Raw genomic sequence first — 14,959 nt, 5'->3', positions numbered from 1 at the left:
CGCCTCGAAGGCTTTCGCGACGCGCGCCCACTCCGGCTTCTCCACCTGCTTCGCCATGCCCGGAAGCGTCCGCCGCGCGCCGATACCCCGGCAATGCCTCACGGCACGTCGTTGGCCGGACGGTTACGTTGGTAGACACCGAAGGTTTCGTCCACGAGCTGTACGTCCACCCAGCAAGCGTCCAGGACCGAGACGGCGCGCAACTTCTTCTTCGCGGCAAGTCCAGAAGGGACTTCCCTTGCCCGCACAAGCTCTGGAGGGATTCGGGCAATGAGGGCCGACGCAAGTGCTGGCTGGAGGAGAATTCCGGCTGGGATGTGGAAGTCGTCCGCCTGCGCAATGAGGGGCGGCAACGCTGGTACGGATTGCTTCCCAGGATTGAGCGTCCACCGCTTCCTCGTGGCTTCATAGTGGTCGTGCGCCGTTGGGGAGCGGAACGCACCTTTGGCTGGATCAATCTCTCTCGCCGCCTCAGCAAGGATTACGAGCAGAAGCCCTTTCCAGCGAGGCCTCCATCTAGTTGGCCATGACGACCCTCCTGCTGCACCGGCCTGCTCCTGCATGAGGGTTCGACAACACCCTCCAAGCCACGAGGTCCTGACGCGAGCAACAGTGGACGGGACTAACGGCCGGCCAACCAAACGCGTCGGGAGGCGAAGGACTGATGACTCAAACCAGCGACCGCCAAAGCACCATCCACATGCACGGCGCGAAACCACACCGCCCTAATCGCCACCCGCCAAGCCCATACCAAAACCCAACCTATGCGTCACCAACCTGATTCTCTTTGAAAAAATTAAGAAACGCTCTCCTCGACTGCTTCACACCAGAGAGCTTCGCCAACTCTGTCTCTGCGCCATCAGCATCTTCACCCAGCAACTTCGCAATAATCACAGGAGAAACAATCGCCGCCAATGCCGAATACCCATCACGCGCCCTTATCTTCCATACATAGGAATTATCAATATCCTCATCAGGAGGAATCGCCAGGACAACAAGGCGCTCGGCCGCAGACGGGTCACTCGCAAACCACGCCCTCAGCGCAACCTCGACCACCCCTTGCCCGGCGACCTCTCTCCACAACCGCAACACAATAAGCATCTCATTTCTCGACCAAACCCCGAGCACGCTACTGGATGCCAACTCAGCGCTAGCCCTCTTCGAAAATGAAGATTTCGAAGCTTCAACAGCCGAAATCCAGCCAGCCGAGACACTTCCCCTCTCCGCCTTTTCAACATTCGCCTTCTCAATCCCCCAACCAAGAACAAGGGCAGAGAAGTACAAACTACCAGCCTTCTGGATCACATACTCAGAAACAGAACTCAGGTCTTTTTCGTCACGACCGATCCACAGCGCTTCACCGCAAAACCGTGCCCCCTCTTCAAACGTCGACACACCCCAAAGCCCATCGCCCTGAGGCAGTTCTTGCGCTTTCACTGCCACAGTACTCGCCAGCAAGAATGCAGATTCCGAAGACATCGCATCCACATCCTGCCTGAATCTCGACACCAATTCCCTCCAACCGACACCGGACACGAGTTCATTCAGCATGGAGACAAACGAATCGTTCTCTCCCCGCCTCAAAGATCGAAGCATCGAGTTGTACTTCGCATCAGAAACAACACCCGTCGGAACCCCATAACTAAGAGCCTTCTCCAAGTACTCTTCCGACGCAACCCGCCGTTCTTTTCGCCACTCCACGTCAAAAGCGGCCGAATACTCACTCTTTGAACCAAACCGGGGAAACAAGATACGCAACAACTTTTCAACCCCTGACCTGCTCGAATTGGGCAACTCTTCTAGGGCTGCCTCCAGTCTACCGCCAACACTTTTTCGGGAAGCATTTCCAGGCCCATCCACTCCGGGCTTCAACACCACATAGGGCTCCGCACGAATTGCATCCATAACACCAGGATAAACTACCCGCATAGCCTCAAGCAGAATCAAGTCCACAACATCAACCTCATACTTAAGCAGCGCAACCGCGAAACCCACCGCGCTTAAAACTCTTTTAACCTGACGTATCGTCACCAACTCAACTTCCACGCCCAAGCGCCACCCATCAAGCAGCCTTCCAGCCTCCTTCGTTGATACTCCAACGCCAAGCTCTCCAAGGACTCTCTCCAGACCTCTCATTGCAATGTTCAAAAGATCCGCCTTTCTGACAGGCGGAACCTGAAGAGAAACCTGGATAATTTTCTCAAGGTATTCCCTGCCTTTATTAGCCTTCCCCTGCGCTCCCCACCCACCAGAAAGCGAATGAGCCACAACCTCTGGATCAAAGGAGAGAAAGTATGAAATCCAAGGCAGGTCGCCCACCAATCGAACCAGCTTAAACACCGTTCTGATGTCATTCGGCTCTAGTCGATCAATATCGTCAACAAAAACAACAACCCTCACCTTTGCCTTGACAAGAGCATCACGCGCTTCGTCTCTAACATCTTCGAGCGAAGCGTCCTTGTTCAACATTTCGGCAGCCGGTTCAGCAACCGCCACTGCGCCATCCACCGCTGGGGTTGCAATTTCGGCAACGCCCCGGACAATCGCTCCAGTTCCAGGGATAATCAGGTCAGAGGCAACGGACATGATCTTGGCCGCAGGCTTAAGGACCTTAAGGTACTTCTTTAAAGCACTGGCCGCTTGCTGTCGCGCTGGCACAGTTTTCTTGCCCATCGCTGTCGCCAACTCTTCGAAAAACCTCTCAATCAACTCGGCCTCTCCTGAGAAAAACCAAGGATTGAAGTTCACAACAACGACATCCTTCATCCCCTTGAGTTCAGCCGATATCAAATTGATAATCGATGTTTTCCCTACTCCCCAGGGACCATACAGGCCAACAACAATCGGGTCCTCGCTGGTAACCCTGGCGAGGGCTACGGCAGCCTGTCTCGCAAAACCTTCCCGACCCAGCAAATCGTTTACGGCGGACGAAATTGGACGATCTGGATCAAAGGCTCCAAGGGACACATTTTCCTCCTTAGGTTAAAAGGCCTTACGCAACCGTCAGTTCAGCATCGTCGGCTTGCGTTCAAGGCCCGCCAATTCAAACCGACCTACAAAACACCACGCAGCGACCGCTAGCGAACCGTCATACAAAGACCGGTCAGCAGTGCCCGATGACGAATCGTGCTCACGAAAGGTGACTGTACAGCGCCCACCGGTCATCCACCCAGTACACCATCGCATTTAGAGAAACGTTGATCGCGTTGTGCGCGCTCGCGCCCCACCATGCGGCAACAACATGCTCAAACGGGACTACAAGCTCTTGACCCGATGGAATCGCCATATCATCCGTAAGCCTCATGATTCCAGAAGGGATCTGATCATATCCGAACAAGACACCATTCATCCTCACGAGAAAACAATCCCGCTCAAGCCCAACGATCGCCCCATGACATCCATGCTTAAGCGCTAACGCAACAGGCTTGGGGTTTGTACCTGGTTCCCCCACGACAGCCTGAACAACAGGACTTGAGAAGCGCACGCGAATGCCTTTGTACTCCGGATGCGGCGAGGATCGGGCCATCAGTTCTCCCATCCTCAAATACAAAGCCCTCCGCGAGACGTCGTTGCGCACCATGGCTTCCTCAAGTGAAAGAAATTTCGTATCCCGTCCCAATCTGAATGGAAAGATCCATCCAGCATCCTTCCATCTGACGCCAACAACTCCATGCGGCCAAGGCGGCACGTTGACTACGAGAACACACTGCCGACGGCCCTCAACATCAAAACTCAACTCAACAATCTCCACACTGGACGCCACTGCCGACGGACTCAACTCATTCAAGAGCCATGCTTCAAGCTGCTTCTTGCGACCATCTAGCTTGAAATTTGTATTAAACCCAGAAGCGCAATCATCTCGGTCGGACACACCAACGACCAAGCTGCCTCCATCTGAATTGGCAAATGCCGCGATATCCTTGCCCGCTTCCTGTGATGCGCTCTTACCCGGGCGGCCATCGATCCAGAATTCACCTTTGAAATCGAGATTCTCGGACTCCGCTATCCGGCCAAGGACAAAGCCGCGAACAATTTCAGCATCAGAGATTGAGCTATAGAACGACTGCCGCATGCATACCCCTCTCACATGGGCCACTGGCCCCGCTGCCGCCAACCATCCAGACACCAACTAAATCATCAACAGGGAGCCGTCGTAATTTCATCTGGATGACGCCCTCTCCTTAGACCACCACGAATTCCTTCACGGAGAGAAGGGGCTGTCGAAATACCATCTTGATTTGAAATATGCGCAATTGGCATAACTATGCCACCTTCGTCGCTTGGCACTTCAATGTCCCAGAGCAGGCGGTCCGCTCCCGCGAGTGCCAGCTGAACCTCTTTCACCGCATTTTCTCCCGAGTAGGGCGGCAACTGCGCCAGCCGCGCGCGAAGGAGGCTTTCCAGCTCCGACGCCGTGGCGAAGCGCTCCGATGGTTCGGGCTGAAGCAGCGTGTGAAGGATGTCGCGAAGGGGCACGGACAGCCCTTCCGCCGCACGCTCCACGTCCACAGAACGGTAGGACATAGCGCACCGGATGATGTCCTCCGCGAAGGGCGGCAGAGTCAGCCCCAGGGAAGACACGGACGCCGCCAGCACCTTCTCCCGCTCCTCCTGCGACAACCGTGCTTCCACTCCTTCCGCGAGCAGGTGTCCCGGGTCGTAGAGGTGCCGCCCCGTGGCGAACTCCAGCAGCGTCAGCCCCAGGGAGAAGAGGTCGGCTCGCGCATCCACCGCGTCGCCCAGCAACGCCTCAGGCGCGGCATAGAGGACTTCGCCTTGGGGCCGGGGGAAGGATGTTGCCACGCGACCCGTCAACACAGAGAGGGCCACGCCGAAGTCCGTCATCCGCACTTCACCGCGCGGCCCCAGACGGATACGGCCCGGGTTGACGTCGCGGTTGACGATGCCCAGAGGCAAGCCCGCTTCATCCGTGCGCGTATGAGCATAGTCCAGTGCGGCCGCCACCTCCGCGCCCACGTAGAGGACGAAGGACTCGGAGAAGTAGCGCCCGCGCGCCTGGGCCACCGACAGCAGCGTGTTGAGGGACAAGCCCTCCAGGTTCTCCATCACCACACATAGCCCATGTGTCATCTCGACAAGTCCATGAACGCGCGCGATGCGCGGGTGCTGGAGGTAGCGCGCGAGCCGCACCTCTTCCTCCAACCGTGTTCGCGTGTGCTGGAAGCTTTCGGGCAGCTCTTCGCCTTGCGGCAGGGGGATGCACTTGAGCACCACGCAGTCGCCCAGCCCTTGGGGCGTCCGAACGAAGGCGAGCAGGACGCGCTCTCCCAGCCGCCCCACTCCCAGCTCCCGGAAGAATTCGTAGGAGGTGTCCCCCTGAGTGAAGAGTACGACGCCGCTGGAGAGCGTCGGATCAGACGGATGGGCCATGCGGATACCCCTTGCGCCTACGCGAGAGGAATTCGCGCGAAGGAACTTGCAAGGTAGTGCCCGCATCGATCCTCGGGAACGACGCGGCGGGTTCAACTCCCCCGAAATTCCTCTCACTCCGGGTGAGAAGGACAGGGGCTGAATTGTAAATGAGTGTTACGTCGGGCAGGAGCCTCAACGCCAACGTTCGACCGCGATGCCAGACAGGTTACTGCGAGTCACGATCTCGCCCGGCTTGGACTCTTCGGCCCTCGTGGTCCATCCGAGGTCCTCATGGTTTCCCACCTCGATGCAGACCGGCACCCTCTGGCCATTCGGAAGCCGGGCCTCGGTGTAGCGTCCCAGCAGCAGGTCCTTGTTCCCCGTCCACAGGTAGCCGTAAAGCAGCGTGCCTTTGGGCAATGCGGGCTGCTCATCGGTGTACACCTCCCCCGTCACGGGCCCCTCGCGGAAGATCCCATCATGACCCGCGCGCCTCTGACGCGCGTCCGCGTAGAAGGCGACATAGGCATTCTTCCGCAACCCCAACCCGCCGTCCGCCTTCTTGGTGAACATTGCCTTGCGTGCGGCCTCGGGGCAGTCCGCGGCCTCGGGCCGCACCTGGGCTCCCGGGCAGCCCATCTGGAGGGCAGCGGCGGCGGTCAGACCCGCGCACGTCTTGAGGAAGCCACCCCATTCCGCCGGGGGCCAGCCCGGGGAGACGGCCAGGGGCTTTGGCTTCCTGATAGCGGGAGCGGGCGGCGGAGACATGGGCGAGGGAGCGCGCTTCACGGGAGGACTTTCCTTCTGCTCGGGTGCGGACACGGGAGAGGCTACTTCAGGGGGCATCGTGGCGGGCGCTGGAGGGGGAGCAGGTTGCTTCGGCTCTGGATTCACCTGCCACGCGGAGGAGGGCGCTAACGGCGTCCGCTGTGCAGTGGGAAGAGATCCCGAGGGCGTCGTGAAGCGCCAGAACACGAAGCCCCCCAGGAGCACGGCAAGCGCCACCATGAAGCCCCCTCGCGCGGTCACCAGTCCCTGCCGGGCGGCCGGGGCAGGCACCTCTTGTGAGGGCATGAGGGGTGGCGCCTCGGGGGCGAGTTGGACGTGGGGCTTGGGAACGTGGAAGGGCTCCCTCCAAGCGATTCCCACCTCAGGCAGTAATGCCGTCAGCTCGCGCCGCATCACCTCCGCCGTAGGGGCACGCTTCTCCGGATCGCGGGCAACGAAATGGAGGACGGCCGCGCCCAGGGCCGCTGGCACCCGAGGGTTGAGCGAATGCGGCGCGGGCAACTCCAGCCTGCCCCCCAGGAACATGGCCGGAGATTCACTCCAGGGGCGCGCAATCGTCAGCAGGTCATAGAGGCAGATGCCCAGCGCGTAGACATCATCCGTGGCCTTGAATGCGTAGCGCGCCTCGGACTCCTCGCCATGCTCGCGCAGGAACTTCGTGGCCTCGGGGGAGCGGTAGCGCCGGGTGCCGGGCGGCAGGGGGGAGTCCGTCAATTCGGGCGCCTGCGCGTAGCTGCCCACCCCGAAGTCCAGCAGGAAGGGCTCGCCGTCGGAGGCACGCACGAGGATGTTGCTCAACTTCAAGTCACGGTGGAACACACCCCGCGCGTGCACGTGGGCCAGGGCGGATGCGAGCTTGACGAAGAGGGCCACCACCTCGTGCGCCGTGGGGTGCGTCTTCTCCATCCACTCGCCCAGCGTGTAGCCCTCCACGTAGTCCTCGACGACGTAGAGCCAGCCCCGTGTCGCGTCGTTCCATCGGCCGTGGGCATACGTGCGCACGATGTTGGGATGGCCGCTCACCTGGGCCAGGCAGACCATCTCCCGCATCAGGCGCGCGTCCGACTGCTCCGCGTCTCCACTGCTGGCGCGGTGCATGGCCATCTTCAGCGCGAAACGCTGGCCCTCTTTCTCTACGAGGTAGACGGCGCCGAAGGATCCCGAACCCAGGGCCTTCACCACGCGCCAGCCATCCACCATCTGCCCGGGCTTCAAGCTGGCGGGAATGAAAAGCAGCATGGCCCGCGCTTCTAGAACACCAGGGAAGGGATGAGAAGGCGCCGCTCTCCCGCGCTGTCGCGCAGTTCCACCCGGAGGGTGGCGTCTTCAGGCCAATCCTCGCCACGGGCCTCCACCACGACCTGCGCCTTCCCACCCGGAGCGATGTGAGGCTCTCGCATCGCCACCATCGCATGGGAGCGCCCACCGCGCGCCGAGGACAGTCGGGCCTCCGTGGGCGTCCAGGGCGCCGCCCCTTCGTTCGTGATTTCAAGCGAGAGCGCGACCCACCCTGTGCCTCGGAAGGCGGTGAGACGCGCTACCGTCAGCCCGTTAGCGGGCTTCAACAGTTGGGCTCTGAGTTCTTTCACCTGGATACCGACAGGATCCAGCATCCCAGCCAAGAGCATGCCCGAGGGTCCCGTGGCCGCGCTTCGCGCCCGGAGCGCTTCCAATTCGATGTTCTTTCCCGCGCATGCAGCGCGCACCTCGTCCAATTCGGCCTGCACCGCCTCGGCCGTGCGTGGCAGCCGCGACACCTGGACCTGCGCATCCACCTGTGTGGCGTTCGTGACGGGAGCGAAAACAGCGCGTGCTGGGGCCATGCCGTCCGCGAAGGGCACGGTCAGCAGCACGCGCTCACTCGTTCCCACGTCGCCTGTGGGCTTGAGCATGATCAGCCGGTCAGTGGCCACGATCAGCTCGAAACGGTCTCTGGCATCCCCCAGCTTCACTCCTGCACGATCCACGGGGGAGTCGAACTCCAATGCAGTGAGAGAGCCAGAAGCGACGTGCAGCTCCACGGGCTTGCCGGTTGCGGACTGGGAGAGTGTCACCCGCCGCTGCACCAACTCACGCCCTCGTGAAGGCTCCTGAGCCGTGACGTTCGTGCCCAGCAGAAGAAGGGACAGCAGCAGCAACGGACGGAAAACCAGGAGCACCGGCAGGCAACCTCCGAGAAGACGGCGCTGACCGTAACAGGTGCCGCGGGGTCGCAGATCTCCGCGCAGCCTTCGCACGCGGTCGTTTCGGCAAGGAATCAGGGGATACGCCGCGCATAACGAGGCCCCTCATTTTTCCTGAGAATTTTTCGAGCGTGTGGGACCGCCGAGCAAGGTCTCACAGGTCGACTCTTCGGAAATCGGAACCGGGGGGCATGGACCTACCGCAGCGGGTCGTGGCGCTGAACCTCCCAGGTCTACGAGTCACAAGCGAGGGAGCGGCGCGGCCCCTTCGGAAACATTGGAGCGTGGGCCACCTTCGGAAATCGCACCCATTTACAGGGGGCGAAGTCACAGCCAACGAAGGACGACCATGTTTGAAGCCGTCGAGAATTACCGCCCTCATGTCATCGCGGCGTTGGGCGACGCCGGGACCAAGGGCCTCACCGTGAAGGAGCTGCGCGAGCGCATCAACGCGGGAGAGGAGATCATCCGTCGGACGCTCACCCTCCTTCTGTGCGCTGGCAAGGTGCGCGAGTCCTTCCGCTACACGCCGGGCGCTCGGGGCGCGGTGCCACGGGTCTACGCCCTCACCCAAATCAATGACGCGACGCTGGCTGTCAGCCCTGCGTCCGCCTCGGAACAGGCGGTGACGGAGTGACTGACGCGGCTCGTTTCTCCCTCTCCTCTCTCTTCTTCTCCTAAGGAAAAGGAAGTTCTGTCACTCCGTCACGTGCAGAGTGAAACCTCCGGTGACGGAGCAGTGACGGAGCCCCCACGCGTTGAGTGCTCCGTCACATCCGCCATCGCGGCCGGCTGTTCTTCAACCTCCGCGCTTGCTTCCTGGGCGATCTGCCTGACGGACTCGCGGTTCACCCCCGGCGGCCTGGAGGTCGTGACGTTCGGTCCACTGGCCGAGCTGATGACCGCGCTCTGGGAGGTGGCCGTGGATCCGCTCCTGCGCGAGGAGAAGGACGGCCGCGCCATCATCCCCGCCAGGCCGTGCCCACCCCGCGCTGATGGCCTCTACGAAGGCAAGGACGGGCAATCCACGCCCGCGCCCTACCGCCGCAACGCGAACTTCTCCCACGTCACCGTGGGCATCGTGGACTTCGACGGTGAGACCCAGGCCGCGCTTGAGGCGTGGCTTGCGGACCTGCGCCGCCGTGGCCTGTGGTTCCTCGCCTACCCCACGCACTCCTACGGGCGCACAGCGAAGCCCATCCGCTACCGGGTCGTCTTCCCGTTCAGCGAGCCCGTTCCCGTGGGCTCACCGGGCCGCTGGTCAGAGCGTCTGTGGCCGCGCCTCATGCAGTGCGTGGGCCTGGGCGACATGACCGACGCCGCGCTGAAGGCCGATGCATCCTGCAAGGACGTGGCGCGGCTTTACTACCTGCCAAGCTGGGATCCCTCCAACGCAGTGCCACGCCCAGCCCCTGAACATCACCAGGGCCAGCCGCTGGACGTGCAGGCCGAGTTCGGTCCCCTGCTCCGGGAGCCCTTCGCGCGCTACGCCGAACGCCCCAATGAAAAGCAGGTGGACGGCTTGCGAGCGGCGAATCCGAGTGACGTGCGCAAGCGGCTCCAGCGCTTCAAGCGTTCCGACGTGGTGACGGTGCTCGCGCAGATGGACGCGGGCGAAGTGCTCATGCTCGACGGGCAGCGGCACCTGGGCATCAACAAGCTGACCGAGTTGCTGGCCAGGGTGGCCAAGCCTGACGAGAGTTCAGAAAGCGTCCTCGAATGCGCGCGCCGCTCGCTTGATGCCCTCGCCCACCTGGAATCCTCGCGCGACGTGTGGGGCGAAGCACTGCGTGGGTTGCGAGGCGCACGCGCCAAGCTCACGCAATGGGAGCGACAGCGGAAGGCTGACCAGGAGGCAGAGCACGCACGATGGCTCCGGGCTCTGAAACTGGTGGCCCATCCGAGCCTCGAAAGCGGAGGCGAGCGATGAGCGCGGAGATCCAGCCCGGTAACGCTTCGGCTGACGTCGCCGACAGGGACAGCGCGCTTGCCCAGGTGGCAAAGCTGCCGTTGGTGAAGATCGTTCCGCTGGAGCGCTACCTTGCACGTCGACACGACGGACACGGCTTCGCTCCCGAGTTCCTGACCCAGAAGGCCGCGGAGGACTACCTCATTTTGCGCGGGCTATTGGAGCCGCGCGATACGTGGCCACGTGGGGCGAGTCCGCTAGCGTCCTCGCCGAACGTCCCGGATCTCTGCGTGGGCGTCATGTCTATGGAGTGCCGGCCGCACGCCCCCGCGCTCCTCATGCGCAAGGACGGGACTTTCGCGGTCAACACCTGGGAGCCCCCTTCGCTCGTACCCGTGCCGGGAACGTGGCCCAACGTGCGCCGCGTGCTTCTCTGGCTCGCGGAGGACGAAGCCGGGCTGGACTGGTTGCTCAACTGGATCGCCTTCAAGGTCCAGCATCCGGGCTCCAGGCCGGGCACCGCCATCCTTCTGCAAGGGCCTCCGGGTTCCGGGAAGAACGTGCTCTATCGCGTGCTGGCGCACCTGCTGGGGCCGTCCAACTGCGTCCAGATTGGAGAGGCGGATCTGGCCAAGCCCTACAACTTCCACTTCGCCACGAAGCTCCTGATCTTCGCCAACGAACTGCTCGATAACCACAAGCGCGGGGGCTCACTCGGCGACGGGCTCAAGGCGACCATCACAGACGGAGAGGTCTTCCTGGAGAGCAAGGGGGTTGCCCGGACGTCCGCGACGAATCGCGCGGGGCTCCTCGCTGCTACCAACCGGACGAAGCCCATCGAAATCGAAGAGGGCGACCGCCGCTGGACAGTGCTCCACAACAGGACCAAGCCCGCCGAGTACACGCACCCGGACCTGGGCATGACACATCGGGAGTTCTTGGAATCGCTGCACGCTCCCGGAGAGGACGACGCATTCACGCCCGAGTTCATGCGGCAGGTGGCCGCCTTCGCTCACGCCATGGTCAACCGCGCCGTGGACGCGCGGCAGGTCCGCCGGCCTCACGTCAACGCGTCCCGCGAGGAGCTTCAGCAACTCAGCGAGCCGGTGACGGAGCAGTTCCTGCGAGAACTCAGCGAGAGCCCAGACCCCGACGCGCAGCTCCGCGACTGGGCGACGACGGGCCCGATGGCCCAAGCGATTCACCGTGGCGGCGCTCAGGTGGGCAAGACCCAGGCGTTCACGAATGACGCGCTGTATGCGGCGGTCTGCGGCTTCTGCATCGCGGTGGGGCAGAAGCATCCGCCCCAGAAACGGACCTTCCTTGCCGCGCTGAAGGCAGCGGGCTGGACCGAGCAGCGCGACAACAGGGCACGGGGCTGGCTTCCCTCTTGGCATCAGCCGGCTCAGGACGCATCACCGCAAGCGGCGAAGGTCGTCCCGCTCACGGCCCCGCGCGGTGTTCACGTCGCGAGCATGAGCAACCCGCAGCCGTCCCTCGAGGCAATGCCAGGCCGCGCGCCTCCAACCAACGGGGGCGGGCCGACGCGATGACGAAGCCCACGGAAGCAGGGGCCAGCGCACCCGAGTTCCTGACGGTCGAGGAGGCCGCAGCGCTCCTGCGCGTGAACCGGAAGACGCTCTACGAGTTGATCCGCCTGACTCAACTCCCAGGCGTGATCCACATCGGCCGATCCATCCGCATCCGCCGCGACACGCTGTTAGCATGGCAGCCGGGTAACGGCGGTCCTGCGCTCGGAGAGAACCGATGAGCGTCAGACTGCGGAAGTGGAAGACGAAGGAGGGGAAGGTGCAGGAGGGGTGGTGGGTGGACGTGAAGTACCAGCACCCCAGCGGGAAGGTGGAGCGAGTCCGCAAGGCATCGCCCATCAACACCCGCCGTGGCGCGGAGGAGTACGAGCGTCAGGTCCGCCATGCCTTGCTGACCGGGACCTTCGGAAAGGAGAAGCCCACGGAGAAGCGCATCGTCACGCTGGCGGAGTTCGAGCCGCGCTTCATCACGTACAGCGAGAACAACAACAAGGGTTCCACCCTGCTCAGCAAGCGGCAGATTCTGGCGGATCACCTCCTGCCGTTCTTCGGAGGCATGGCGCTGGATGCCATCGGCCTCGCGGAGGTCGAGGACTTCAAAGCCGCCATGCGCAAGAAGCACTCGGGCGCGCGGGCACGGAAGGAAGCCCCCTCGCGGGCAGCCCTCCGTTTGCGCAAGGGCTCCGGGCCACCGCCCATGAGCCCCAGGTACATCAACAACACCCTCACGGTGCTGCACAAGCTGCTCACGCTCGCGCAGGAACAGGGCGTCATCGCCCATGTCCCTCGCGTGAAGCTCCTCAAGACACGGAAGCCCGCTTTCGACTTCCTCACCTTCGATGAGGCCGAGCGGCTTGTCGCCCACGCCGAACCCGCGTGGAGGGCGCTGCTCCTCGTCGCCATCAAGACGGGCCTCCGCGAGGGCGAGCTGATGGGCCTCCAGTGGAGTGACCTGGACCTGCCGCGCGGCAAACTCCAGGTCCGACGCACCCGCACGAACAGACAGGAAGGCTTGCCCAAGGGTGGCCGCGAGCGAGGGGTGGACCTGCCCGCGTCCGTGGTCGATGCCCTCAAGGAACACCGGCACCTGCGCGGGGCCTACGTGTTCTGTCAGGAGGACGGTCAGCCGCTCACCGACGGCCTGATGCGGCGACCGCTGGAGCGCAACCTGATTCGGGCAAGCATCACCCGCGAACAGGGCCGCATCGGCTGGCACGACCTGCGCCACACCTATGGCAGCCACCTCGCCATGCGCGGTATTCCGCTCAAGGTCATCCAGGAGCTGATGGGCCACGCCACCATCGAAATGACGATGCGGTACGCCCACCTCTCCCCGGAGACGAAGGAGCGCGCCGTCCAACAACTCGACGCGCCCGCTTCGCAGCATCGCGCCGCTCTGGCCTGACCGCGCCAGAGGGGCACATTGGGGGCACATGACGATCCCCCGACAACGCAGCACCCCGGCAAGCCGTTGAGATTGCTGGCCCTGGGATGGCAGCAGTTACTGGATGGCGAAGATGAGCGTCACCTTCGCCTGCACCGTCTGCTCCTCCGGCTGGATGGGCGTGGGGGGCGCGGCTCGCGACTCCGCCATGTCATGGCGAAGGTGGCCGGGTACAGGCGCGGGGCTTCCGTCACCGTGCTCGCGTCCAGCACCGCGCCCAGCTTCACGTTGAGCGACGCGGCCAGCACCTCCGCGGACTTGCGCGCTCGCGCCACCGCCTGCCGCAGCGCTTCGCCCTGCACCGCGTCCTGCCGGCTCAGCCCGAAGCGCACCGAGTCCACCCGGTTCGCCCCCGCCGCCAGCGCCTTGTCCAACAGGCTCCCCACCTTGGACAGGTCCGTCACGTGGACACTCACCAGGTTGCTCACCCGGTAGCCCTTCAGCTTCGGCTCACCGCCCTGCGGCGGCGCCGGCGTGTACTCCGGATAGACGTTGTAGTTGCGCGTCTGCAAATCCCGCTTCGCGATGCCCGCCCCCGTCAGCGCCGCGAGCACCTTCTCCATCCGCTTCGCGTTCTCCTCGCCCGCCGCCTTCGCGTTCTGCGCGGACGTCTCCACCGCCACGTCGATGAAGGCCTCGTCTGGCTGCGCCTTCACCTCGCCCGTGCCCTCCACACGCAGCGTGCGCACCTGCGGATCCACCGGCGGCCGGGGCTGCGGTGAACCGGCCGGGCCCTGCGTCTGCGCCGCGGCCGTGAAGCCCGCGAGCACCACCAGCGTCGTCAACATCCTGCGAACAGCGGACATGGCGCCTCCTTCCCAAGGCGGGAGAACCTTCGCGCTTCCTGGCGCGAAAGCCTCTCATGCCCCTTCGGACGCCCCAGCCCCGGCGGACATTCACCGGACCCGAGGCGTCCTGCGCCGGACGCTCGCTCAGTGCAGCGAATCACCCGCCGAATCCACCGACATCATGGACTCCAACGGCTTTCGCAGCGGACGCGGCGCGGACTTGCGCACCTGCGTGACGGCCTTGCGGCGCGCGACGCGCAGCGCGTCCCGGCCCATGTCCATCACCGCCGCCACCGCGCCCGTCAGCAGGTTGCCCGGCGGGGTGTCCGGCGCGGCCGGGTGCGGGTGCGTGGGCGCGCCCTTCTTCGCCAGCTCCAGCGCCTCGCCCACCTGCCGCAGCTCCTGCGGCTTGAAGACCTTCTTCACCTCCGGGAAGAGGTACTGCTCCTCCTCCGTGACGTGGGCGCGCACGTTCTCCATCAGCACGTGCACCTTCGCGTCGAAGCGCTCGGACTCCGGCGGCAGCGTGTCCAGCTCCGACAGCACCCACTTCACCACGTGGTGCTCCTCCAGCGCCCGCAGCACGTCCGGGGACAGGTCCTCCGAACGCGCGCGCACGGCCGGGTAGAAGACCTGCTCCTCGATGGCGGCGTGGATGGACAGCTCGCGCACCATCTCGTCCACCAGCTTGCGCTTGTGCGCCAGCGCGTGGTCGCCCGCCTTCTCGAACTTGCGGAACAGCTGCTCCACCGTCTTGTGGTCCGCCTTCAGCAACGTGATGGCATCCATGGGCCGTCTCCCTTTGCGTCGAATCGGGGGGCCGCGCCTCCCCCATCGCGAAACCGCTCGGGCCCAGGCAGGCCCTGGCGCAGCGCGGCACGGGGTGAAGGGTGGGGATGGATTCCCGGCCTGGCTCTTATACA

13 protein-coding genes are annotated in these 14,959 nt (G+C 63.6%); 6 read left to right on the top strand and 7 right to left on the bottom strand.

What is annotated here, in order from left to right; all coding sequences use genetic code 11:
* Positions 1–530, top strand: a 530-nt coding sequence (locus tag D7Y21_RS43705) for a transposase (RefSeq protein WP_370039701.1), incomplete at its 5' end; no start/stop codon positions are given.
* Between the two features lie 232 nt (positions 531–762).
* On the opposite strand, the gene D7Y21_RS35065 is transcribed toward D7Y21_RS43705, so the two are convergent.
* The 5 genes from D7Y21_RS35065 to D7Y21_RS35045 form a co-directional block, all read right to left on the bottom strand.
* A complete protein-coding gene (locus D7Y21_RS35065; RefSeq protein ID WP_121718000.1) occupies positions 763–2,967 on the bottom strand; it encodes a P-loop NTPase fold protein in 2,205 nt (734 codons plus the stop codon).
* 163 nt (positions 2,968–3,130) lie between these two features.
* Positions 3,131–4,072 (bottom strand): helix-turn-helix domain-containing protein, encoded by a 942-nt coding sequence (locus D7Y21_RS35060; protein ID WP_121717999.1) that lies wholly within the window; start codon positions 4,070–4,072, stop codon positions 3,131–3,133.
* 65 nt (positions 4,073–4,137) lie between these two features.
* Positions 4,138–5,487, bottom strand: coding sequence for a serine/threonine-protein kinase (locus tag D7Y21_RS35055; RefSeq protein ID WP_233612400.1), 1,350 nt, complete (start codon positions 5,485–5,487; stop codon positions 4,138–4,140).
* A gap of 78 nt (positions 5,488–5,565) precedes the next feature.
* Entirely contained in the window at positions 5,566–7,401 is a 1,836-nt protein-coding gene (locus D7Y21_RS35050) for a serine/threonine-protein kinase (RefSeq protein WP_121717997.1), read from the bottom strand.
* An 11-nt stretch (positions 7,402–7,412) separates the two neighbouring features.
* Positions 7,413–8,321, bottom strand: a complete 909-nt coding sequence (locus tag D7Y21_RS35045) for a DUF2381 family protein (protein ID WP_158627399.1) — start codon at positions 8,319–8,321, stop codon at positions 7,413–7,415.
* A 373-nt stretch (positions 8,322–8,694) separates the two neighbouring features.
* On the opposite strand from D7Y21_RS35045, the gene D7Y21_RS35040 reads away from it, so the two are divergent.
* From D7Y21_RS35040 to D7Y21_RS35020, 5 genes are all read left to right on the top strand, one after another.
* The gene (locus tag D7Y21_RS35040; protein ID WP_199735556.1) at positions 8,695–8,982 is read left to right on the top strand and encodes a hypothetical protein; all 288 of its coding nucleotides are present in this window, start codon (positions 8,695–8,697) and stop codon (positions 8,980–8,982) included.
* Positions 8,983–9,216: 234 nt separating this feature from the next.
* Entirely contained in the window at positions 9,217–10,275 is a 1,059-nt protein-coding gene (locus tag D7Y21_RS35035; RefSeq protein WP_121717995.1) for a hypothetical protein, read from the top strand.
* A complete protein-coding gene (locus D7Y21_RS35030; protein ID WP_147469463.1) occupies positions 10,272–11,807 on the top strand; it encodes a primase-helicase family protein in 1,536 nt (511 codons plus the stop codon). The genes D7Y21_RS35035 and D7Y21_RS35030 overlap by 4 nt, the downstream gene beginning before the upstream one ends.
* On the top strand, positions 11,804–12,025 hold the full coding sequence (locus D7Y21_RS35025; RefSeq protein ID WP_121717993.1) for a helix-turn-helix domain-containing protein: 222 nt from the start codon (positions 11,804–11,806) through the stop codon (positions 12,023–12,025). The genes D7Y21_RS35030 and D7Y21_RS35025 overlap by 4 nt, the downstream gene beginning before the upstream one ends.
* The gene (locus D7Y21_RS35020) at positions 12,022–13,209 is read left to right on the top strand and encodes a tyrosine-type recombinase/integrase (protein ID WP_121717992.1); all 1,188 of its coding nucleotides are present in this window, start codon (positions 12,022–12,024) and stop codon (positions 13,207–13,209) included. The genes D7Y21_RS35025 and D7Y21_RS35020 overlap by 4 nt, the downstream gene beginning before the upstream one ends.
* A gap of 119 nt (positions 13,210–13,328) precedes the next feature.
* Here the strand turns inward: D7Y21_RS35020 and D7Y21_RS35015 are convergent, their stop codons facing one another.
* Together D7Y21_RS35015 and D7Y21_RS35010 are read right to left on the bottom strand one after the other, a co-directional pair.
* Positions 13,329–14,054: an SIMPL domain-containing protein gene (locus D7Y21_RS35015; protein WP_233612399.1), complete on the bottom strand. Its 726-nt coding sequence runs from the start codon at positions 14,052–14,054 to the stop codon at positions 13,329–13,331.
* A 126-nt stretch (positions 14,055–14,180) separates the two neighbouring features.
* Positions 14,181–14,825: a hemerythrin domain-containing protein gene (locus D7Y21_RS35010; RefSeq protein ID WP_120567900.1), complete on the bottom strand. Its 645-nt coding sequence runs from the start codon at positions 14,823–14,825 to the stop codon at positions 14,181–14,183.
* Positions 14,826–14,959 lie beyond the last annotated feature (134 nt).

This window comes from Corallococcus sp. AB045 (genome assembly GCF_003668895.1).
Lineage (GTDB): Bacteria > Myxococcota > Myxococcia > Myxococcales > Myxococcaceae > Corallococcus > Corallococcus coralloides.
Note: the sequence above shows the minus strand (reverse complement) of the source record. Positions and strands in the feature narration are given on the sequence as shown.